This window comes from Roseateles sp. GW821-FHT09H10 (assembly GCF_059415865.1).
Genome location: NZ_JBWKOB010000002.1, coordinates 493,513 through 511,825 on the forward strand (window position 1 = coordinate 493,513; position 18,313 = coordinate 511,825).

Annotated in this window: 17 protein-coding genes and 1 riboswitch; of the genes, 7 read left to right on the forward strand and 10 right to left on the reverse strand. The window is 69.3% G+C overall.

What is annotated here, in order from left to right; translation table 11 throughout:
- Nucleotides 1-35: 35 nt before the first annotated feature.
- Nucleotides 36-431 carry a barstar family protein gene (locus tag AC07OY_RS10180; protein ID WP_056200105.1) on the forward strand — a complete coding sequence of 132 codons (396 nt, stop codon included), beginning with the start codon at nucleotides 36-38 and terminating at the stop codon, nucleotides 429-431.
- Between the two features lie 215 nt (nucleotides 432-646).
- Here AC07OY_RS10180 and rsmA read toward each other — a convergent pair whose 3' ends face one another.
- From rsmA to AC07OY_RS10195, 3 genes are read right to left on the reverse strand one after another with little or no spacing between them, the layout of a single operon-like run.
- A complete protein-coding gene (rsmA, locus tag AC07OY_RS10185; protein ID WP_495042449.1) occupies nucleotides 647-1,429 on the reverse strand; it encodes a 16S rRNA (adenine(1518)-N(6)/adenine(1519)-N(6))-dimethyltransferase RsmA in 783 nt (260 codons plus the stop codon).
- Nucleotides 1,417-2,727: a peptidylprolyl isomerase gene (locus AC07OY_RS10190; protein WP_495042450.1), complete on the reverse strand. Its 1,311-nt coding sequence runs from the start codon at nucleotides 2,725-2,727 to the stop codon at nucleotides 1,417-1,419. Before AC07OY_RS10190 ends, rsmA begins: the two co-directional genes overlap by 13 nt.
- Complete coding sequence (locus AC07OY_RS10195) at nucleotides 2,724-5,168, reverse strand: LPS-assembly protein LptD (RefSeq protein WP_495042451.1); 2,445 nt, start codon at nucleotides 5,166-5,168, stop codon at nucleotides 2,724-2,726. The genes AC07OY_RS10190 and AC07OY_RS10195 overlap by 4 nt, the downstream gene beginning before the upstream one ends.
- A gap of 16 nt (nucleotides 5,169-5,184) precedes the next feature.
- Here AC07OY_RS10195 and AC07OY_RS10200 point away from each other — a divergent pair, with 16 nt between their 5' ends.
- Nucleotides 5,185-5,739, forward strand: a complete 555-nt coding sequence (locus AC07OY_RS10200) for a hypothetical protein (protein WP_495042452.1) — start codon at nucleotides 5,185-5,187, stop codon at nucleotides 5,737-5,739.
- Here the strand turns inward: AC07OY_RS10200 and AC07OY_RS10205 are convergent, their stop codons facing one another.
- Nucleotides 5,740-6,687 carry a LysR family transcriptional regulator gene (locus AC07OY_RS10205; protein ID WP_495042453.1) on the reverse strand — a complete coding sequence of 316 codons (948 nt, stop codon included), beginning with the start codon at nucleotides 6,685-6,687 and terminating at the stop codon, nucleotides 5,740-5,742.
- Between the two features lie 4 nt (nucleotides 6,688-6,691).
- Nucleotides 6,692-8,167 carry a M20 family metallopeptidase gene (locus AC07OY_RS10210; RefSeq protein WP_495042454.1) on the reverse strand — a complete coding sequence of 492 codons (1,476 nt, stop codon included), beginning with the start codon at nucleotides 8,165-8,167 and terminating at the stop codon, nucleotides 6,692-6,694.
- A gap of 120 nt (nucleotides 8,168-8,287) precedes the next feature.
- Between AC07OY_RS10210 and AC07OY_RS10215 the strand changes: the two genes are divergently transcribed.
- From AC07OY_RS10215 to AC07OY_RS10225, 3 genes are read left to right on the forward strand one after another with little or no spacing between them, the layout of a single operon-like run.
- A complete protein-coding gene (locus AC07OY_RS10215) occupies nucleotides 8,288-9,619 on the forward strand; it encodes a hypothetical protein (protein WP_495042455.1) in 1,332 nt (443 codons plus the stop codon).
- A complete protein-coding gene (locus AC07OY_RS10220) occupies nucleotides 9,616-11,307 on the forward strand; it encodes an MORN repeat-containing protein (RefSeq protein WP_495042456.1) in 1,692 nt (563 codons plus the stop codon). Before AC07OY_RS10215 ends, AC07OY_RS10220 begins: the two co-directional genes overlap by 4 nt.
- A gap of 45 nt (nucleotides 11,308-11,352) precedes the next feature.
- Nucleotides 11,353-11,544: a hypothetical protein gene (locus tag AC07OY_RS10225; protein ID WP_495042457.1), complete on the forward strand. Its 192-nt coding sequence runs from the start codon at nucleotides 11,353-11,355 to the stop codon at nucleotides 11,542-11,544.
- On the opposite strand, the gene AC07OY_RS10230 is transcribed toward AC07OY_RS10225, so the two are convergent.
- From AC07OY_RS10230 to AC07OY_RS10245, 4 genes are all read right to left on the reverse strand, one after another.
- Nucleotides 11,545-12,405, reverse strand: coding sequence for a hypothetical protein (locus AC07OY_RS10230; protein ID WP_495042458.1), 861 nt, complete (start codon nucleotides 12,403-12,405; stop codon nucleotides 11,545-11,547).
- A gap of 70 nt (nucleotides 12,406-12,475) precedes the next feature.
- Nucleotides 12,476-13,051, reverse strand: coding sequence for a methionine biosynthesis protein MetW (metW, locus tag AC07OY_RS10235; protein WP_495042459.1), 576 nt, complete (start codon nucleotides 13,049-13,051; stop codon nucleotides 12,476-12,478).
- Nucleotides 13,048-14,223 (reverse strand): homoserine O-succinyltransferase MetX, encoded by a 1,176-nt coding sequence (metX, locus tag AC07OY_RS10240; RefSeq protein WP_495042460.1) that lies wholly within the window; start codon nucleotides 14,221-14,223, stop codon nucleotides 13,048-13,050. The genes metW and metX overlap by 4 nt, the downstream gene beginning before the upstream one ends.
- Before the next feature lie 43 nt (nucleotides 14,224-14,266).
- Nucleotides 14,267-14,342, reverse strand: a riboswitch (SAM riboswitch).
- A gap of 2 nt (nucleotides 14,343-14,344) precedes the next feature.
- A complete protein-coding gene (locus tag AC07OY_RS10245) occupies nucleotides 14,345-15,916 on the reverse strand; it encodes a methyl-accepting chemotaxis protein (protein WP_495042461.1) in 1,572 nt (523 codons plus the stop codon).
- Between the two features lie 197 nt (nucleotides 15,917-16,113).
- On the opposite strand from AC07OY_RS10245, the gene AC07OY_RS10250 reads away from it, so the two are divergent.
- The gene (locus AC07OY_RS10250) at nucleotides 16,114-16,872 is read left to right on the forward strand and encodes a MerR family transcriptional regulator (protein ID WP_495042462.1); all 759 of its coding nucleotides are present in this window, start codon (nucleotides 16,114-16,116) and stop codon (nucleotides 16,870-16,872) included.
- Here AC07OY_RS10250 and AC07OY_RS10255 read toward each other — a convergent pair.
- Nucleotides 16,866-17,492, reverse strand: a complete 627-nt coding sequence (locus AC07OY_RS10255) for a glutathione S-transferase family protein (RefSeq protein ID WP_495042463.1) — start codon at nucleotides 17,490-17,492, stop codon at nucleotides 16,866-16,868. The genes AC07OY_RS10250 and AC07OY_RS10255 overlap by 7 nt on opposite strands.
- Before the next feature lie 121 nt (nucleotides 17,493-17,613).
- On the opposite strand from AC07OY_RS10255, the gene AC07OY_RS10260 reads away from it, so the two are divergent.
- The gene (locus AC07OY_RS10260) at nucleotides 17,614-18,249 is read left to right on the forward strand and encodes a DUF6515 family protein (RefSeq protein WP_495042464.1); all 636 of its coding nucleotides are present in this window, start codon (nucleotides 17,614-17,616) and stop codon (nucleotides 18,247-18,249) included.
- The last annotated feature ends 64 nt before the right edge of the window (nucleotides 18,250-18,313 follow it).

An 18,313-nucleotide genomic window follows, 5' to 3' on the forward strand; every position in this document is an offset into this window, starting at 1 on the left:
CAGCTGTTTTGTGACTTGAAAGGAGGAACGCGACCATGCTTTTGCAGACCGTCCGTCCCAATATCGTGCAGGCCATACGGGCCTACCGGGTCGAGGACTTGATGCAGGCCGCTCAAGAGGCGGGCCAGCATTTTCTCTATGCCAATCTGTCGGAGGCGCAGTCCAAGCAGGACGTGCTCGACGGCATCGCGCAAGCCTTCTTGTTCCCAGCGCATTTCGGCAAGAACCTGGACGCCCTGCATGACTGCATGACCGACCTCGTCCACAAGTCGGGCTCCCAGCCCGGCTTTGTCGTGGTGCTGGAGCAGTTGCCCGACAACGTGCGTTTCGATCGCGAGGCCCGCGAGCAGTTGCTCGATGTCTTCCGCGATACGGCCGACTACTGGGCCGACCGGAAGATAGCGTTCCGCTGTTTCTATTCTTTTCAGTAGCCCGCTCCCAAGAAAACGGGTCATGGGAGCGGGCTGCTGAGGTGGCCCCGGTTATTGAGAAGCCCGCGCCGAAAAGCGCAAAGGCAGCAATTGGCAACCCCAACTTCGGCATGAACATGCCGATGATGTGCAGTGCCTTCGATACGTCGATGTGGCTGAACGCGGCTTGATGCCTCGTCCACGCCCATGAAGAACGGGACCCTCGGGTCCCGTTTTTATTTTTGCGGCGGCACTTCCAGCGCCAGCGCGACGAACTCGTCGACCGGCACTTCCTCGGCGCGGCGCTGCAGGTCGAAGTGGCCCGAGTAGCCGCGCTCGGCCAGCCAGTGGCCCAGGCTGTGGCGCAGCAGCTTGCGGCGCTGGGAGAAGGCGCTGGCAACGAGGGCGCCCAGCAGGACTGGGTCCACGGCCGGCGGGTTTTTGAGGGGCTGCATGCGCACGATGGCCGAATCCACTCGCGGCGGTGGATCGAAGGCCTCGGGCGGCACGTCCAGCACCGACTCGATGCCATAGCGCCACTGCAACATGACGCTCAAGCGCCCGTAGTCCTTGCCGCCCGGCCCCGCGGCCATGCGGTCCACCACTTCCTTCTGCAGCATGAAATGCTGGTCGACGACATCGTCCACCGCTTCCAGCAGATGGAAGAGGATGGGCGTGGAAATGTTGTAGGGCAGATTGCCGACGACGCGCAGCTTCGCGCCCTTGGCGGCGGCCAGGGCCTTGAAGTCGACCTTGAGCACGTCGCTCTCGATGACCTCGACGTCGTCGCGCTTGCGCAGGCGGGCGGCCAGGTCGCGGTCCAGCTCGATGACGGTCAGCGGCTTGTGCCGCTCCAGCAGCGGCAGCGTCATCGCCCCCAGGCCCGGGCCGATCTCGACCAGGGTCTCGCCCGGCTGCGGGTCGATCAGGTCGACGATGGCTTCGATCAGCGCCTTGTCGGTCAGGAAATGCTGCCCGAAGCGCTTGCGGGGGATGTGCGAGCCGCTTAATCGAGCCATTCGCGGACTTCGACGAATGCCTTGTTGCGCAGATCCTTGACCCACTCCTGGTAGGCCTCGTCGTACTTCTGCTCGCGCAGCGCGCCACGGGCCTGGTCGCGGATCTGCTTCATCTCGACCTCGACGGTGCGACGTTCCAGCACCTGGATCAGGTGCACGCCGAAACGCGAGACGACGGGACCGGAAATGCCGTTCAGCGGCAGCGCATTCATCGCTTCCTCGAACTCCGGCACGAAGCCGCCGGCGCCCATCCAGCCCAGGTCACCGCCGGCCTCGGCGCTGCCATCCTCGGAGTTGGCCTTGGCCAGGTCCTCGAACTTGGCCCGGCCGGCCTCAATCTGGCGCTTCATCTCGGCCAGGCGGCGGGCCGCGACTTCGGCGGTCAGCTGGGCCGACGGCCGCAGCAGGATGTGACGGGCATGGGTCTGCACGCTCTGGGTCACGGCCCCGGCGCCCTGGCGCTCGACGACCTTGAGGACGTGGAAGCCCGCGCCGCTGCGCAGCAGCTGGGGGGCAACCTCGCCGGTCTTCAGGCCCTTGACGGCATTGACGAAGGCGTCGGGCAGGCGGTCGGCCGGCCGCAGGCCGATCTCGCCGCCCTTGGCCTTGTTGCCGTCCTCGGAGATCTCGCGGGCGACGCGGGCGAAGTCCTCGCCGCCCTTGATGCGCGCCAGCGCACCCTCGGCACGGGCGCGGCGCTCGGCGACGAGGCTTTCCGGCGAGCCCTCGGCCACGGGCACCAGCACCTGGGCAATGTTGATCATGCCGCCGCGGTCCAGTTCGGCGCGCTTCTTGTCGAGGTAGGCGTCGATCTCGGCGTCCGTCACCTTGATGCGGCCCTGCACTTCGCGCTCGCGCACGCGCTCCGTCATCATCTGGTCGCGCAGGTTCTCGCGGAAGCTCTTGTAGTCGGTGCCGTCCTGCTTCAGCCGCTCGCGCAACTGGGCCATGGTCAGCTTGTTCTGGGCAGCGACGTTGGCGACGACGCGATCCAGCTCGGCCTCGTCGATGCGGGCGCCGTTCTCACGGGCGTAGGTGACGAGGACGCGGTCCTCGATCAGCGTTTCCAGCGCCTGCTTGCGCAGGCCGGCCGTCTCGGGCATGACCTCGCCGCGCTGGCGGGCCTCCTGGCGCAGGCGTTCGGTGCGCTGGACGACCTCGCTGGCGGCGACGACGTCCTGGTTGACGACGGCGGCGATGTAGTCCCCCGGCTGCAGCGTGGGCGTCTGGGCGGCGGCGTTGAAGGCGGCCAGGGCCAGCGTCACGGCAAGGATGGAGGGAGCGAGGCGATGCATCATGGTTGGAAATCTGAACTCGGCGAGCGGTCGGAGCTCAGCCTTCGGTAACCGGGCACATTGTCCTTCAAGACCTTGAGGGCGTTCGAACCGAGCTGTGACAGGCCGACCAGCTCCAGCTGAAGCATCAGCCGCGTGTTGGTTTCGGCCCGGCCCGTGGACAGGCGCTCGACGCCCCAGCGCAGCACCCAGCAGCCGGCGTCGTACTCGAAGCCGACGACGGAATCGGTCAGGCGGCGATCGCGCAGCGAATACTGCACGCGGCCCGCGCTGTACCAGGCGCCGCCGCACTGCTTGCTGTCGGCGCCACGCGAGGTGACCGGCGTGCCGTAGATGGGCCATTGCCAGGCCAGTTCGACCTGCTCGCTCTGGGCCCGCGCCAGGCGGTAGGCGACGCTGACAGTCTTGTAGGGCCCGGGCGAGTAGCGCGCCCGCAGCACCGAACGCACGGTGCGGCTGGTGTCGGAGTTGAACTGCAGCGTGCCGTCGGCCCACCACCTCTCGTCCAGGTGGGCGGCGGCGGCCAGCAGCAGGTCGGAGAAGCGCTGGGTGACGGGCGGGCCCTCGGTCGTGATCTTCTGGTCGCGGAGCAGGAAGCGCTGCACGGCGCCCAGGCGCAGGATCTCCTCACCGGAGTTCGCGCCTATCCAGCGGCTGGTCACGCCGGCGCTGATGGCGTGCAGGTCCGACACCCGGTCGACGCCCGAGAACTGGTTGTCGGTGTAGATGGAGTCGAAGTTGAAATCCTTCGGCGCCGAGTCGAAGTTGGGCAGGTTGAGCTGGTCGCGGAAGGGCGTGTTGACGTAGAGCAGGCGTGGCTCGAGGCTTTGGCGGTAGTCGCGCCCCAGCAGCGTCGTGTCGCGCTCGAACACCCAGCCATGGTCGATGCTCAGCGTCGGGATGACGCGGTGCATGCGGGCGCGGCCGTCGGGCTGGGCGCGGTCCAGGTCATAGCCGGCCGCGTTGACCGACAGGCGCGGGATGAACCACCAGGCCTCGCCACCCAGGGGCGCCGCCACATGGCCGAGGGCATGCAAGCGCTGGCCGCCCCGCTGCTGGCCGGCCAGGGCCGAGGTGGGCAGGTCGAAGCGGTTGTATTCCAGCTCCAGGCCGCCCTCCAGCCGCGCCTTGCGGCCCCAGGGGCGGAAGCTGTCCAGCACGGCCTCGTCGGCCGCCGTCGTCACGCGGATGCCGATCTGCGGGCTGCGCTGGAAGGGCGTGTCGAAGGGCGCGTCGACGCCCTGCAGCACCTGCCAGCGCTGCACGCGGGCATAGGTGTCGATGCCGCCCCAGGACAGCTCGCGCTGGCGGTTCAGCGTGAAGTCATTGGCCAGCAGGCGCGGCGTCTGGCTCTCGACGCGGCGCGACATGTCCTTCCAGTAGTCGTCGTCGGACACCCGCTCGCTCTTGAGCCGGTAGCGCCAGTCGCCGAAGACATGGCCGTCGTTGTTGAGCTTGAGGCTCCAGCGCGAACTGCCGAAGACGCGGTCGCTGGGCAGCAGGTCGACGTTGATGCGGCCGGCGTGGCCTGGCTCCAGATAGCGGAATTCGCTGTCAAGGCCGACGCCGCGCTTGGTCATCACGAAGGGCGTGAAGGTCGCGTCGCGCTGCGGCGCGATATTCCAGTAATAGGGCACGCCCAGCTCGAAGCCGCTGCGGTTGTCCAGGAAGACGCTGGGCGGCAGCCAGCCCGACTTGCGCGCCGAGCTGAGCGGGAAGCTCAGGGAGGGCGCGGCCAGGATGGGCACGCCGAGGAAGCGCAGCACGGCGCCATCGGCCTGGCCCTCGTTGGCGGCCAGGTCCATGCGCAGGTTGCGGGCCGTGATCTGCCAGGCCGGCTCCTGGTTGTCCACGGCCGGGCAGCTGCTGTAGCTGCCCTCGCTGGCGCTCATGTGTTCGCTGTCCTGGAACCTCAGCACCTTGGCCTTGCCGGCGCCGCCGGTAGCCGCGAGGAAGAAGCTGGGCGTCAGGAACTCGCCCTCGAAGCGGCTCACGTAGAGCTGCAGCAGCGGGCCGCTGAAGACATTGCCGTTGTGGTTGATGCGCACCTGGCCCTCGGCCCGGGCGAGGTCGTCGACGACGCTGTAGTCCAGCTTGTCGGCTTTCAGCACCAGCTCGCCATAGCGCAGCTCGACATTGCCCTGGCCTTCGGCCTTCTGGTCCACCTGGGCCGCGACCTTGTCGGCGCTGATGACCAGGGCCGGCTTGGCACCCGTCTTGGAGGTCGGGCCGAGCACCCGGCTGCCGCGCAGCGGCAGGGCCTCGTCGGCGGGAGCCTGCTGGGCGGACACCGGCCCCCAGGCACACAGGGCCAGGGCGACGAGGGTGGGCAGCGGGGCTGGGGTGGGGAGGCGGGGCGAGCGCGGCACGGGCGGCGAGAGCGGCAAGGGCTCGATGTCGGTGAGGATGCCGGGGCCGGCGGTTCTTAGAATTTGATTATCCACGAGGGATTTCCTCTCCATGACCTCCGCCCTGATCACCCATCTTCTCGCCCACCCCGAAGACGCCGACCACCTGATGCGCAAGGCCTGCGCGGAGCTGCGCGCCAACCCCGCCGCATTGACACCGCCCGATCCGACCCTGCTGCGAGCCGGCCTGGCCCGCATCGCCCAGGACGGCATCGACAGCGGCCTGGACGCTGTGCTGCATCGCCTCATCGACGACGCTCCCAAAGGCAGCGTGACCGATGAGCTGGCCGCCCTGCTGCGCCCGCCCGAGCTGGCCTGGGACGAGGCCCAGGAGATCGACTGGGCGGCGCGCCACTGGGAAGCCTGCCGCAAGGAGGGCCAGCTCGACGAGGATCTGGCGGCCGACTTCGGCGAGTACTGGCGCGAGCTGGAGTGGAGCGCCCTGCGCCAGCACCTCGTGCTGATCGGCCAGCACCATGCCGAGGAGCGTCGCCTGCTGGCCTATGTGGCCAAGACGTCCAGCCGCTATGTCGCCTTCGGCCCATTGAAACGGGCCATGGAGGCTCGCCTGCCTGAGTTCTTCGAACTGGGCTTTACGCTGAAGTGATCAGGGGCAGGTGGCGCAGCCCGCCGCCACCAGCCAGGGATCCTTGTCCTCGCCGCCGAAGATCTCGAGCAGGAAGTCGAGGAAGGCGCGCGTGCGCGCCGGCACGTATTTGCGCGTCGGCATGCCGGCCCACAGCGTCGTGCCGAACAGCCGCCACTGCGGCATGACGCGCTCCAGCGCCTGCTCCAGCAGCGCGTCTTCCACCATGAAGCTGGGCAGGCCGGCCACGCCCAGGCCGTGCAGGGCGGCGGCGTAGTTGGTGTCCATATGCGTCGTCGACAGCGTCGCGCGCGAGGGCACGATGGGCAGGGTGATCTCCTCGGCGCCGTCGCCGCGCTGCAGCGTCAGGCCGCGCATCAGGGCCGGCGTGGGCGGCAGCAGGGCGTCGTGCTGCTTGAGGTCGCTGGGGTGCTGGGGGCGGCCGCGCTGGTCGAGATAGTCCGGCGAGGCACACATGATGAATTCGCTGCGCGCCAGGCGGCGGGCGATGAAGTCGCCATCCAGGGTCTCGCGGGACAGGAAGATGGTCAGGTCGTAGGCGTCGTCCACCGTCTCGACCGGGCCGGGCGAGGTCAGCTCCAGCGTCACCAGCGGGTACTCGCGGTGGAACTTGGGCAGGTGCTTGGCCAGCTGGTGCACGGCAATGGCCGGCGGGCAGAGCACGCGCAGCAGGCCGCGCACCTCCTGCGTGGCCGAGGCCGCCAGGGCCGCCGCCTCGTCGACGTCGGCCATGATGCGCCGCGCCCGCTCCAGATAGGCCTCGCCGATCTCGGTCAGCGACAGCCGCCGCGTCGTGCGGTTCAGCAGGCGCGTGCCGAGATGCTCCTCCAGTTCGGCCACCAGGCGCGTGACGACGGCCGGCGCCAGGTCCAGCGCCCGCGCCGCGGCGGCGAAGCTGCCCTCGTCGATGACGCGGACAAAGACCTTGATGGCGCGGAGCTGGTCCATTCAGTCAGGGATGGGCGGCCATCACTTGCGCGACGGCAGCGGTCAGACGCTTGCCGTAGGGCACATGCAGGAACTCGTTGGGACCGTGGGCGTTGCTCTTGGGGCCCAGCACGCCGCAGACCATCATCTGCGCGGCCGGGAAGCCCTTTTGCAGCATGCTCATCAGCGGGATGGTGCCGCCCTGGCCGATATAGCCGACCGGCGCGCCGAAATGGGCCTGGCTGGCATCGTTGAGCGCCTGGCTCAACCACGGCGACAGCTCGGGCGTGTTCCAGCCGGTGGCACCGTAGGCGCCGGCGCGGCCGTCGGGCACGAAGCTGACCTTGGCGTTGTAGGGGGCGTTGTCTTCCAGCAGCGCCTTGAGCTTGAGCGCGGCCTCGTTGCCGTCGATCAGCGGCGGCAGGCGCAGCGACAGCTTGAAGGCCGTGTAAGGCCGCAGCACATTGCCGGCGTTCTTCAGCTCGGGGAAACCGTCGGCGCCGACGACCGACAGCGTGGGCCGCCAGGTGCGGTTCAGCAGCACCTCGACCGGGTCGCTCGTCACCGGCAGCACCGGGCCGCCGTCCGCGCCGCAGGCCCAGGGCATGCGCTTGTAGACCTCTTCCTTCAGGATGGCCGCCGTCGCTTGCGCCTGCTCCAGGCGGGCACCCGGGATCTCGCAGTGGAAGCTCTCCGGCAGCAGGCGGCCGGTCTTGCTGTCCTCCAGGCGATCCAGCACCTGGCGCAGGATGCGGAAGCTCGAAGGCACGGCGCCCGAGGCGTCGCCGCTGTGGATGCCCTCGGTCAGCACCTCGACCTTCAGCACGCCCGACACCATGCCGCGCAGCGAAGTCGTCAGCCAGAGCTGGTCGTAGTTGCCGGCACCGGAGTCCAGGCAGACCACCAGCGAGACATTGCCCAGGCGGGGCTTGAGCAGGTCGAGGTAGGCCGGCAGGTCGAAGCTGCCGCTTTCCTCGCAGGTTTCGATGAGGCCGACGCAGCGCGGGCGCGGGATGCCCTGCTTGTCCAGAGCCATGATGGCCGTCAGCGAGGCATAGACCGCGTAACCGTCATCGGCGCCGCCGCGGCCATAGAGCAGGCCGTTCTCGTACTTGGGCGTCCAGGGGCCGAGGTCGCTGCGCCAGCCGCTGAACTCGGGCTGCTTGTCCAGGTGGCCGTAGACGACGACGGTGTCTTCGCAGCCCGCCTTGGTGGCCGGCACCTCGAAGAAGATGACCGGCGTGCGGCCCGGGATGCGGATGACCTCCAGCTTCAGGCCGGCGACCTTCTTGCTCTCCACCCAGGCGGCGGCCTGGGTCAGCACCTTCTCGATATGGCCATTGGCGGCCCAGTCGGCGTCGAACATCGGGCTCTTGGCCGGGATGGCGATGTAGTCGGTCAGCGCGGGGACGATTTCCTCATCCCAGACACGGGCGGCAAAGTCGCCCAGGGCGGTCGCTTCGCCGGCCTGCAGCGGCAGTTGGGGGTCACGTGCATTCATGGCGTACTCCTGGCGCTTGTGGCGCGGCCCGCCAGTTTAGGCTTCCCATGACAAGGACATCACGGCGCTTGGGATAACTACCGGCGCCGCTCCGGGCATCCTCCCCTTAGGCTCGCCGGCATGCGCCTGTTACTGATTGTTCTGCTCGCGCTGCTGACCGGCTGCGCCTCCGGACCCAAGTTCACGGTGGACGACGGCCGCAAGGTCGACGAGACCCTGCTCGCCGGCATGCGCGCCTATGGCGCCGGCGAACGCCTGATCCGGCCGGCCATCGCGCGCAGCGCGGCGCTGCGGGACAAGGCCTGCGACAAGCAGTGGGAGCTGCCCTTCGCCGTCGCCACCAGCGCCGGCTGGAGCGAGAACGACCGCGTCGCCTGGGTGCGGGCCCTGCAGGTGGACGAGCGGCTCACCGTCATCGCCGTGACCCAGGACTCGCCCCTGCCCATGGGCACGCGCCTCAACCATGTCGCCGGCCAGAACAGCGACGACGGCGAGAAGCTGCTGGAATGGCTGGCCGAGGCGCGTGACAACGGCAAGCCCTTCATCGTCGGCACGACGGCCGGCAAACCCGTGCAGATCCGGCCCTTCGAGGTCTGCCGCGGCTACACCCGCTTCGCGCCGCCCAACACGCCGCAGCTGCAGGACTACCACTGGCTGCTCAGCCTGCACCCGCTGGAGCTGACCCAGGCTGAGCCCACGCCCGACGAGGCGCTGTGGATCGTGCTGTGGACCCAGGGCCTCTCCGAGGAGGGTGGGGCGCGCATGAAGACCTACCACTACGCCCTCAAGATCGGCGGCACCCTCTACAACCTCGCGACGCTGGCTTCGGGCGTCAAGGCCGCGGCCCTGGCTGCCGACGCCGCCATCAGCGCCGCCAAGAGCGCCGCCGCCAACGTGGCCAGTGAATTCCTCAAGCAGCAGCTCATCGAGCAGGGCAGGGCCCTGGCAGCGCAGAAGCTGCGTGAGGGCCTGGTCGACGCGGCCCAGCAGCTGACGCGCCAGCAGGTCGTCAACCTCATGCAGGCCGCCGCCGCCAACCGCAGCTCGCTGTCGGGCATCTCGCGCATCGCGGCCACCACCTTCGACTACGCCGACACCTGGGCCTTCACCCGCATGGCGGCCCTGGGCGCATCGCCGCTGGCCGGCTTTTCGCTGCACCAGAAGCTGCTCGAGCGCAGCATGCCCACCAATGCCTTCCTCTTCGATGCCGAGCGCCTGGCCGCCTTGAACAAGGTGGCCGCCGCGCGCGGCTTCGAGGCCGAGGTCGTCGCCCTGCTCGGCGGCTTCCGGGCCGAGTCCCTGGCCCGCGAGATCGGCGCCATGCCGCTGGCCTCGGTCCAGGGCAGCTTCAGCTTCGAAAGCGCCGACGACCCCGGTGCCAACCGCTTCTCGCGCGGCCTCGTCGACGCCATGCTGGAGATGCCCACCGAATCCGGCGCTAGAAAGAAATGAAGCTGGCCACCGCCCTGCTGCTGTTCGCCGCAAGCCTCGCCCAGGCTCAGACGCCGCCGGAGGCCGCCGCCTCGGCCCCCGAACCCGCGGCCTCGGAACCCATGCCCTCGCCGGCCCCGCCGCCGCCCAGTTGCGCCCAGTTGAGCAGCCGCGCCCTCACGGCCGACCTGCGCGCCGCCACGGCGCAGTCGCAGAACCAGCCCCTGCAGGCCCTGGTCAAGCTCCATGACGAGGCCGTCGCCGAATGGGGCGCAGCCATCGCCGCCTGCGACGGCCGCGCCCGCGAGCGCGCCCAGCGCAACCTGGCCGACAGCCAGAAGAGCCGCGACGCCCTGGCCGAGAAGCTGCAGGCCGGCAGCCAGTGCGAGAACGCCCACCGCGATGCCGCCTCGCTGCAGGAGCTGGCCCGCGCGGCCTTCGGCGAGCGCCGCTTTCCCGACGCCGCCAGTCTCTACCGCAAGGCCGAGGGCATGTGGGAGCTGGCCGCCGAGCAATGCAGCGGCAGCCAGCAGCAGACGGCCCAGCGCCGCCGCGAGCAGAGCGAGATCGACGGCCACAACGCCGAGTTCTGCGCCCCGCCCTTCGAGCGCGCCCGCGAGTTCTCCGGCAAGCTGCGCAACAGCGCCGCCGCCCTGCCGCTGGCCGAGCGCCAGACCCAGAGCCAGATCGGCGAGACGCTGTGGCGCGACACGGCGCGGCTCTGCAAGGGCAGCGCCCAGGAACTGGCCCTGAACAACGCCCAGGCCCTGGCCCGCGAGCGCGGCACGCCCTGGGTGGCCACGGCCCTGCCCGGCACGCCGGCGCCCGCGCCGACCCCTGTCGTCGCGGCGGCTCCCAAGCCCGCGGCGGCCGCACCTGGCACCGCCAAGCCGACCGCCACCGCACCGCTGCGCCAGGCAGCCGCCACGCCGATCACACCCATCGCGCTGGCCGCCGCACCGGCGCCCGCCCCCGAGCCCAAGCTCTTCGACCGCACCGCCGGCGACACCCGCTACGTCGGCCAGTTCGTGCGCAATGACGACGACACCGTCAGCGGCACCGGCCGCGTCGAGTGGAAGAACGGCGATGTCTACGAAGGCCCGCTGACGCGCAGCCAGCGCCAGGGCGTCGGCGAGATCCGCTGGGCGGGCGGCCAGCGCTACAAGGGCGACTGGGTGGCCGACCGCGCCACCGGCCGCGGCGCGATGAGCTTTGCCAACGGCAACCACTTCGAGGGCACGCTGCTGGACGGCCAGCCCGATGGCGAAGGCAAGCTGACCTATGCCTCGGGCGACGTCTACAGCGGCCAGATCCGCCAGGGCCTGCCGCATGGCCGGGGCAGCTATGTCTGGATGAGCGGCCAGCGCTACGAGGGCGACTGGGTCAATGACAAGCCGCAGGGCCAGGGCCGGATGCGCTTCGCCAACGGCAACCAGTACGAGGGCCAGATGGCCGCCGGCCTGCCGCAGGGCAGCGGCCGCATGGTCTTCCCCAACGGCGACATCTACGAAGGCCAGTTCGAGGCCGGCAAGGCCCACGGACTGGGCAAGTACGCCTGGAAGAGCGGCGAGCGCTACGACGGCTCCTGGGCGCGCGGCCTCAAGCATGGCCAGGGCACTTTCCACTGGCCCAGCGGCGACCGCTGGGAGGGCGTGTTCAAGGACGACGAGCGCACCGACGACGGCCACACCGTCCGCAAAGGCAGCTAGGGCCTGTTGACGCTACCCTCGCCCCATCACTCCCGAAAGACCTCAATGAAGACCCTGCTCACCGCCCTCATCACCGCCATCGCCGTCGCCGCCCCGGTCGCCGAGGCCCGCGTGGCCCCGCACCAGAAGACCAGCCAGGTCAGCAGCGGCGTGCACGCCAAGACGGCCGCCAAGAAGAAGGCCGGCAAGGGCAAGCACAAGAAGGCCGCCAAGAAGGGCCTCAAGAAGAGCGTCTGATCAGGGCCGGATGAAATAGCGCGCGGGAATGGCGCGCGTCGCCTCGCTGAGGCCGGGGTTGGCGATCTGCAGCACCCGGCGGTCGGCCAGCCTGGCCTGGGCCAGTGCGCCCTGGGCCACAGGATCGGTGGCGAACATGGCCTGGAAGCTGCCGTCCTCGAAAGCCCGGCCCAGGCCCTCGGCGATGGCGGCACGCCGGGCTTCATCGCCGCGGCGCACGAAGAACAGCCGCGCAAAGGGATAGACCAGGGCCAGATGCGGCTCGATGACGGCTGCCGGGGCCAGCGCCCGGTGCTGGCGCACAAAGCCATGGACCTCGTTCAGGCCCAGCGGCAGATAGTCGAAGCGCCCCACCTGCAGCAGGCGGAACAGCAGGTCCAGGCTGTCGGCGGTGACGACCGGCAGGCCCGCGCCGCGCAGCAGCACGGCATCGGGCCAGTCGCTTCCCTGGCCGGCGCGCAGCGAGGCCAGTTCGTCCAGCCGCCGCACGGCCGCGAACCTGGGCGCCGCGTCGGCGCGGATGACGAACAGCCGCCAGCCGCTGAGACCGCGGTCGATGGGCAGGTGGATGGGTTGGAAGCGCTGCTCCATCGCCGCGCTGCTGCCCAGGTCCATGACGCTCACCTCGCCACGCTCCAGCGCCCGCAGCGAGCGCGGGATGTTGGTGGGGGCTGGCGCGACCCTCAACTCGAACGGACGGCCCCACTTCTGCAGCGCCAGCGCAAGCACCCGGAAGCCGAAGCCCGCCTCACCCAGGCCATTGACGTTGGGGTAGACGAAGCGCAGCGGCGCCGGCTCGGCCCGCACCCAGGGCGCGACGCCGGCGGCCAGCAGGGAAGCGAGGAAGCGGGCGCGCAGCATGCACACCAGCCTAGCGATTTGCGGCCTGGGCCGGGTTAGGGTTTGAGCCCTTGGCGCGCCGGCGCGCCGCCTATTCGCGTTCGAACTTGAACACCGCCACGCTGGCCATCACATTGGGCAGGCTGCGCACGACGCCGCCGTCCTGCAGGCCGAAGCTGTCCAGGATCTTGAGGCGGTTCTTGCGCGCCAGCACGCCGAAATCGGCAAAGGTGCCGACGCGGATATTGGGCGTGTCGTACCACTCGTAGGGCAGGGCCCGCGTGACGGGCATGCGGCCGAACAACACCTGCAGGCGGTTGGGCCAGTGGGCGAAGTTGGGGAAGCTGACGATGCCCAGCTTGCCGACGCGCGCCGTCTCCTTGAGCATCTGCTCGGCATTGCGCAGATGCTGCAGGGTCTCCAGCTGCAGCACGACGTCGAAGCTCTGGTCCTCGAAGATGGACAGGCCCTCTTCCAGGTTGCGCTGGATGACGTTGACGCCGCGCTTCACGCAGGCCAGCAGGTTGGCGTCGTCCAGCTCCACGCCGTAGCCCGTGCAGCCCTTGTGCTTGATGAGGTACTCGAGCAGCTCGCCGGTGCCGCAGCCCAGGTCGAGCACGCGCGAGCCGGGCGGCACCAGGGCCGCGATGGCGGGATCGAAGCTCATACGGCCACCCCCTTGATGGCCAGGGGCCGGGCCGCGGGGCACAGGTTGCCGGCGATGCGCTCGAAATAGGCCGCCAGCACGCCGTGATAGCGCGGGTCGTCGAGCAGGAAGGCGTCGTGGCCGTGGGGCGCGTCGATCTCGGCATAGGACACGTCCAGCCGGTTGTCGAGCAGGGCCTTGACGATCTCGCGCGAGCGCGCCGGCGAGAAGCGCCAGTCGGTCGTGAAGCTGGCGATGAGGAACTTGGCCCGCGCCGATGCGAAGGCCCGCGTCAGGTCGCCGCCATGCTCGGACGCCGGGTCGAAGTAGTCGAGGGCGCGGGTGATCAGCAGATAGGTGTTGGCGTCGAAATAGTCGCTGAACTTGTCGCCCTGGTAGCGCAGATAGCTCTCGATCTGGAACTCGATGTCCTGGGTCGAATAGCCCAGCGCACCGCTCTTGAGCTCGCGGCCGAACTTCTCGGCCATCACGTCGTCGCTCAGATAGGTGATGTGGCCGATCATGCGCGCCACGCGCAGGCCGCGCTTGGGCACCACGCCGTGGGCGTAGAAGTGGCCGCCATGGAAGTCGGGGTCGGTGACGATGGCGCGGCGCGCCACCTCGTTGAAGGCGATGTTCTGCGCCGACAGATTGGGCGCCGTCGCGATGGCGATGCAGTGGGCCACGCGCTCGGGATAGCGCAGCGCCCAGTCCAGGGCCTGCATGCCACCGAGCGACCCGCCCAGCACGGCCGCCAGTTTCAGGATGCCGAAGCGCTCGACGACGCGGGCCTGGGCGTCCACCCAGTCCTGCACGGTGACGACGGGAAAGTCGGCGCCCCAGGCGCGGCCGGTCGCCGGATTGGCGTGCATGGGCCCGGTCGAGCCGAAGCAGGAGCCGAGGTTGTTGACGCCGATGACGAAGAACTTGTCGGTGTCCAGCGGCTTGCCCGGGCCGATCAGGTTGTCCCACCAGCCTTCGCTCTTCGCCTCGCCCGCATAGGTGCCGGCGACGTGGTGGCTGGCGTTCAGCGCATGGCAGACCAGCACCGCATTGCTGCGCTCGGCATTCAGCTGGCCATAGGTCTCGACCATCAGGTCATAGGACGCCAGGCTGGCGCCGCTGCGCAAGGGCAGCGGCTCGTCGAAATGAAAACTCTGCGGCGACACGTCGCCGACGCTACGGCCCGTCATGGCCTACTCCAAAAAACAAAAACCGGCGGCCACTTGCGGGACGCCGGTTGTCTCGGAGCCCTGTTTAGCGGCATTTATTGAGCGCCCGCAATCCGGAACAAATCGGCGCTATGTTGGCATTCTAGGACCTTCCGTCCAGCCTGAACTGCGCCACCGCGCCGGTCAGCAGCTGCAGCTGCTGCTTGAGGCTCTCGGCGGCCGCGGCGGACTCTTCCACCAGGGCCGCGTTCTGCTGCGTCATGTGGTCCAGCTGGGTGACGGCGCCATTGATCTGGCCGATGCGCGAGCTCTGGTCGGCGGCGCCTTCGGCCACCTCGCCGATCATGTCGCTGACCTTCTGCACGTTGTCGACGATCTCCTGCATGGTATTGCCTGCATGCTGGACGAGGCGCGATCCGGCCTCGGTGCGTTCCAGGCTGGCCGCGATCAGCGACTTGATCTCCTTTGCCGCGCCGGCCGAGCGCTGGGCCAGGGCCCGCACCTCGCTGGCGACGACCGCGAAGCCGCGTCCCTGCTCGCCGGCGCGCGCCGCTTCCACGGCCGCATTCAGGGCCAGGATATTGGTCTGGAAGGCGATGCTGTCGATGAGGCCGAGGATGTCGCCGATGCGGCGCGAGCTGGTGTTGATCTCGTCCATGGTGGCGACGACGTCCGCCACCTCCTGGCCGCCGCGGCGCGCCACCTCGGCCGCGCCTTCGGCCAGCTGGCGGGCCTTGCCGGCGGCATCGGCGCCATGGCGCACGCCGCTGGTGAGGTCTTCCATCGAGCTGGTCGTCTCCTCCAGGCTGGCCGCGGCCTGCTCGGTGCGGTGGCTCAGGTCCTGGTTGCCCGACGCGACCTCGCTGCTGGCCGTCTCGATGCTCTGGGCCGAGGTCTTCACCTGGCGCACCAGGTCGCGCAGGCTGGCCTGCATGGCGTCCAGCGCGCGCAGCAGTTCCGAAGCCTCGTCGCGGCCCTCGACGCGGATGGCGTTGTTCAGATCGCCGCCAGCGATGGACTGGGCCACCGTCCCGGCATAGCGCATCGGGCTGGTGATGGTGGTTGAGTTGATCAGGGTCAGCGGCACCACCAGCACCATGATGAGGACCAGCACGGCCAGCGAGCGCCAGCCGATGCGGCCCATCTCGGCGGCGAACTCGGTCTCGCTCGCCTTGGCCTGCTGCTCGATGAGGCCGGCGATGGTCTCCACGCGCTTCTCGATCTCGCGCATCGCCGCCTTGGGGCGGTTCAGCATGCGGTCGGCCACCTTGGCGGTGTCGAAACCGCCCGCCTCGATCTGGTTGAGCACCGGCTGGGCCGCCATGCGGTAGTCCTGCAGGAACTTCAGCGCCTCGGCGGCCGCGGCCTTGTTCTCGGGCTGCCTGGCCTCCTGCAAGGCCTGCAGGGGCTGGGTCAGGCGCTGGGCCGCGGCATCCCAGCGCTGGCGGAACTGCTTGACCTGGTCGGGGTCTTCATAGGCGATGACCATCTGCTTCTCTTCCAGCCGCACATCAGCCAGGGCCTGGCGGATGGTGGCGAGGTGCTGCAGGTCCTGCATCGCATGCGTCGTGACGTCGGCATTCAACGTCATCAGCTGGCGGCCGCCGAGCAGGCCGGTCACTCCGAGCGCGGCAAACATCAGCAGCACCAGCACGATGGCGCCATGCATGCGGGTGCGGATGGTGAAGCTGCGCATCCAGGTGGCGAGGTTCATTCGGTGTCTCCTAGCTGGGCCGCTTGGACAGCGGCTCGGTTGTCCGCATGCTAGTGAAGCGGCGACCAATGACAAGAGACCTATTGCCGCATCTTGCAGATACTGAAGCGTCGCCCGCGCGGCCCGAAGTGGGGCCCATGCTTGCATCTGACGCAACGTCAGGTCCCAGACTGCGCAGCGTTCGATCCTTGACGACCATGAATGCACTCCTGAGCCCCGGTGAACTCGCGCAACGCGCGGGCGTCACCGTCCGCACCCTGCACCATTACGAAGCCCTCGGCCTGCTCGCCCCCGCACGCAGCGAGGCCGGGCATCGCCGTTATCGCGAGGCCGATGTGGAGAAGCTGCTGCGCATCGTCTGGCTGCGCCAGCTGGGTTTTGCGCTGGAGCGCATCACGACGCTGCTGGCGGCCGATGCCGCCACGCTGCAGGCCGAGATGCGGGAACAGCGCGAGGCGCTGCTGGCGCAAAGCCAGGCCATGCAGTCGCGCCTGGCCGCCCTGGATCGGGCACTCGCCGATGTCCAACAACTGAGTCCCACCATGAACCTGAATCACCTTTCCCCGCCCACGCCCGAACCAGGCGCCGCCCCCTTTGCCGACGAAGCCCAGGCCCGCTGGGGCGCCACCTCGCAATGGCAGACCTCGGAGCAGCGCCGCCGCGCGCGCACGCCCGCCGACGTCGCGGCCATGAATGCCGAGGAAGCCGCCATCCTGGCCGACTGGGCCGTGCTGCTGCGCGCCGGCGTGGCGGCCGACGCCGCACCGGCCCTGGCCCTGGTCGAGGCGCATCGCAGCCATATCGACCGCTGGCACTATCCCTGCAGCCGCGAGATGCATGCGCAGCTGGCCCTGCTCTACACCGGCGACGAGCGCTTCACGGCGCACTTCGACCGCGTCGCGCCGGGGCTTGCGGCCTATGTGGCAGCGGGCATTGCCGCCGCAGCGGATCAGTAAACCGGGTCCGCCAGCTTTTCCTTGGCCACCACGCGCTGCACCGCCGGCCGGTCGAACACGCGCTTCAGATAGGCGCCCAGGGCCGGCCGCGTCTTGGCCGGGTTGGCCTGCATGCGCGTCCAGCGGCACAGCATGAAGGCCAATGGGTCGACGGCGGTGAACTGCTGGCCGAGGAACCAGTCGCCGCCATGGCGGCCCAGTTCGGCCTCCATCTGGTCCAGCAGGGGCGCGATCTGCGCCTCGGCGCGGGCCTTGACCTCGGCCGCATCGCTGGCCATGCGGTCCGGATAGAAATAGTGGATCAGCATGGCCTGCAGGGTGTTGGTCAGCCAGACCATCCACTTGTAGTACTGGGCCCGTTCGGCCGTGCCGGGCGCCGGTGCAAAGCCCGGGTGGCAGTCGGCCAGATGCATCAGGATGGCGGCCGTCTCGTAGAGCACCAGATCGCCATCGAGCAGCACCGGGATCACGCCATTCGGGTTCAGCTTCAGATAGGCCGGCGACTTGTGCTCGTTGTTGGCCCGGTCCACCTGGCGCAGCGTGTAGGGAATGCCCATTTCCTCGAGCAGGATGTGGGGCGCGAAGCTGGCGTTGCTGGGGTAGTAGAGCAGTTCGATCATGGCGGCGACAGGCAGTGGACAGGGGCAAGCGCTGAACTTTACGTGGCCGCAACGCCTGCGCAGTGCACTCGCGCGACGCTGATGGCGTTGGCAATCCACCCCTGACTTCGGGTTGAAGACGATGACCAAGACCCTGCTCCACTCCACCGCCGCGGCCACACTCGCGCTGTGCGCCGCCTTCTCCGCTCCGAGCGCCCATGCCGACGTGCGCGTGCGCGCCAACATCGGCATGGTGTTCGACAACCGCTACCACCACGACCACTACTACCCGGCGCCCGGCTATGTCGCGCCCTATGTGCCGCGCGGCGCCGTCATCGTCGGCGCGGGGCCGGGCCGCTACTGGTTCCACGGCGGCGTCTGGTACCAGCCCTATGGCCCGCGCTACCGCGTCGTGCTGCCGCCGGTCGGCCTGGTCATCCCGCTGCTGCCGCCGTCCTATGTGACGCTGACCTTGGGCGGCCTGCCCACCTACTACGCCAACGGCGTCTACTACCGCGCGGTGCCCGAGGGCTATGCCGTCGTCATGCCCCCGCCCGACGCTGCAGCGGCGCAGGTCGCGCCGGCTTCACCGCCGCCGCCGCCCAAGGCCGACCCCATCATCTATCCGCGCAACGGCCAGTCGAGCGAGCAGCTGGAAAACGACCGTCGCGACTGCAACCGCTGGGCGACCACCCAGCCCAACGCCCAGGCCGACGCCAGCGTTTTCAATCGTGCAGTGGAAGCTTGCATGGATGGCCGCGGCTACACGATGAAGTAAGTGCCCCTCGCCTGGCCTCGCCTCGCTGGACGCGGGCGATTCCAGTCGGTCCCCCAAGGGGACG

Coding starts and splice junctions, on each gene's coding strand:
- AC07OY_RS10180 (WP_056200105.1), top strand. CDS start 36: ATGCTTTTGCAGACCGTCCGTCCCAATATCGTGCAGGCCATACGGGCC.
- rsmA (WP_495042449.1), bottom strand. CDS start 1,429: ATGGCTCGATTAAGCGGCTCGCACATCCCCCGCAAGCGCTTCGGGCAG.
- AC07OY_RS10190 (WP_495042450.1), bottom strand. CDS start 2,727: ATGATGCATCGCCTCGCTCCCTCCATCCTTGCCGTGACGCTGGCCCTG.
- AC07OY_RS10200 (WP_495042452.1), top strand. CDS start 5,185: ATGACCTCCGCCCTGATCACCCATCTTCTCGCCCACCCCGAAGACGCC.
- AC07OY_RS10205 (WP_495042453.1), bottom strand. CDS start 6,687: ATGGACCAGCTCCGCGCCATCAAGGTCTTTGTCCGCGTCATCGACGAG.
- AC07OY_RS10210 (WP_495042454.1), bottom strand. CDS start 8,167: ATGAATGCACGTGACCCCCAACTGCCGCTGCAGGCCGGCGAAGCGACC.
- AC07OY_RS10215 (WP_495042455.1), top strand. CDS start 8,288: ATGCGCCTGTTACTGATTGTTCTGCTCGCGCTGCTGACCGGCTGCGCC.
- AC07OY_RS10220 (WP_495042456.1), top strand. CDS start 9,616: ATGAAGCTGGCCACCGCCCTGCTGCTGTTCGCCGCAAGCCTCGCCCAG.
- AC07OY_RS10225 (WP_495042457.1), top strand. CDS start 11,353: ATGAAGACCCTGCTCACCGCCCTCATCACCGCCATCGCCGTCGCCGCC.
- AC07OY_RS10230 (WP_495042458.1), bottom strand. CDS start 12,405: ATGCTGCGCGCCCGCTTCCTCGCTTCCCTGCTGGCCGCCGGCGTCGCG.
- metW (WP_495042459.1), bottom strand. CDS start 13,051: ATGAGCTTCGATCCCGCCATCGCGGCCCTGGTGCCGCCCGGCTCGCGC.
- metX (WP_495042460.1), bottom strand. CDS start 14,223: ATGACGGGCCGTAGCGTCGGCGACGTGTCGCCGCAGAGTTTTCATTTC.
- AC07OY_RS10245 (WP_495042461.1), bottom strand. CDS start 15,916: ATGAACCTCGCCACCTGGATGCGCAGCTTCACCATCCGCACCCGCATG.
- AC07OY_RS10250 (WP_495042462.1), top strand. CDS start 16,114: ATGAATGCACTCCTGAGCCCCGGTGAACTCGCGCAACGCGCGGGCGTC.
- AC07OY_RS10255 (WP_495042463.1), bottom strand. CDS start 17,492: ATGATCGAACTGCTCTACTACCCCAGCAACGCCAGCTTCGCGCCCCAC.
- AC07OY_RS10260 (WP_495042464.1), top strand. CDS start 17,614: ATGACCAAGACCCTGCTCCACTCCACCGCCGCGGCCACACTCGCGCTG.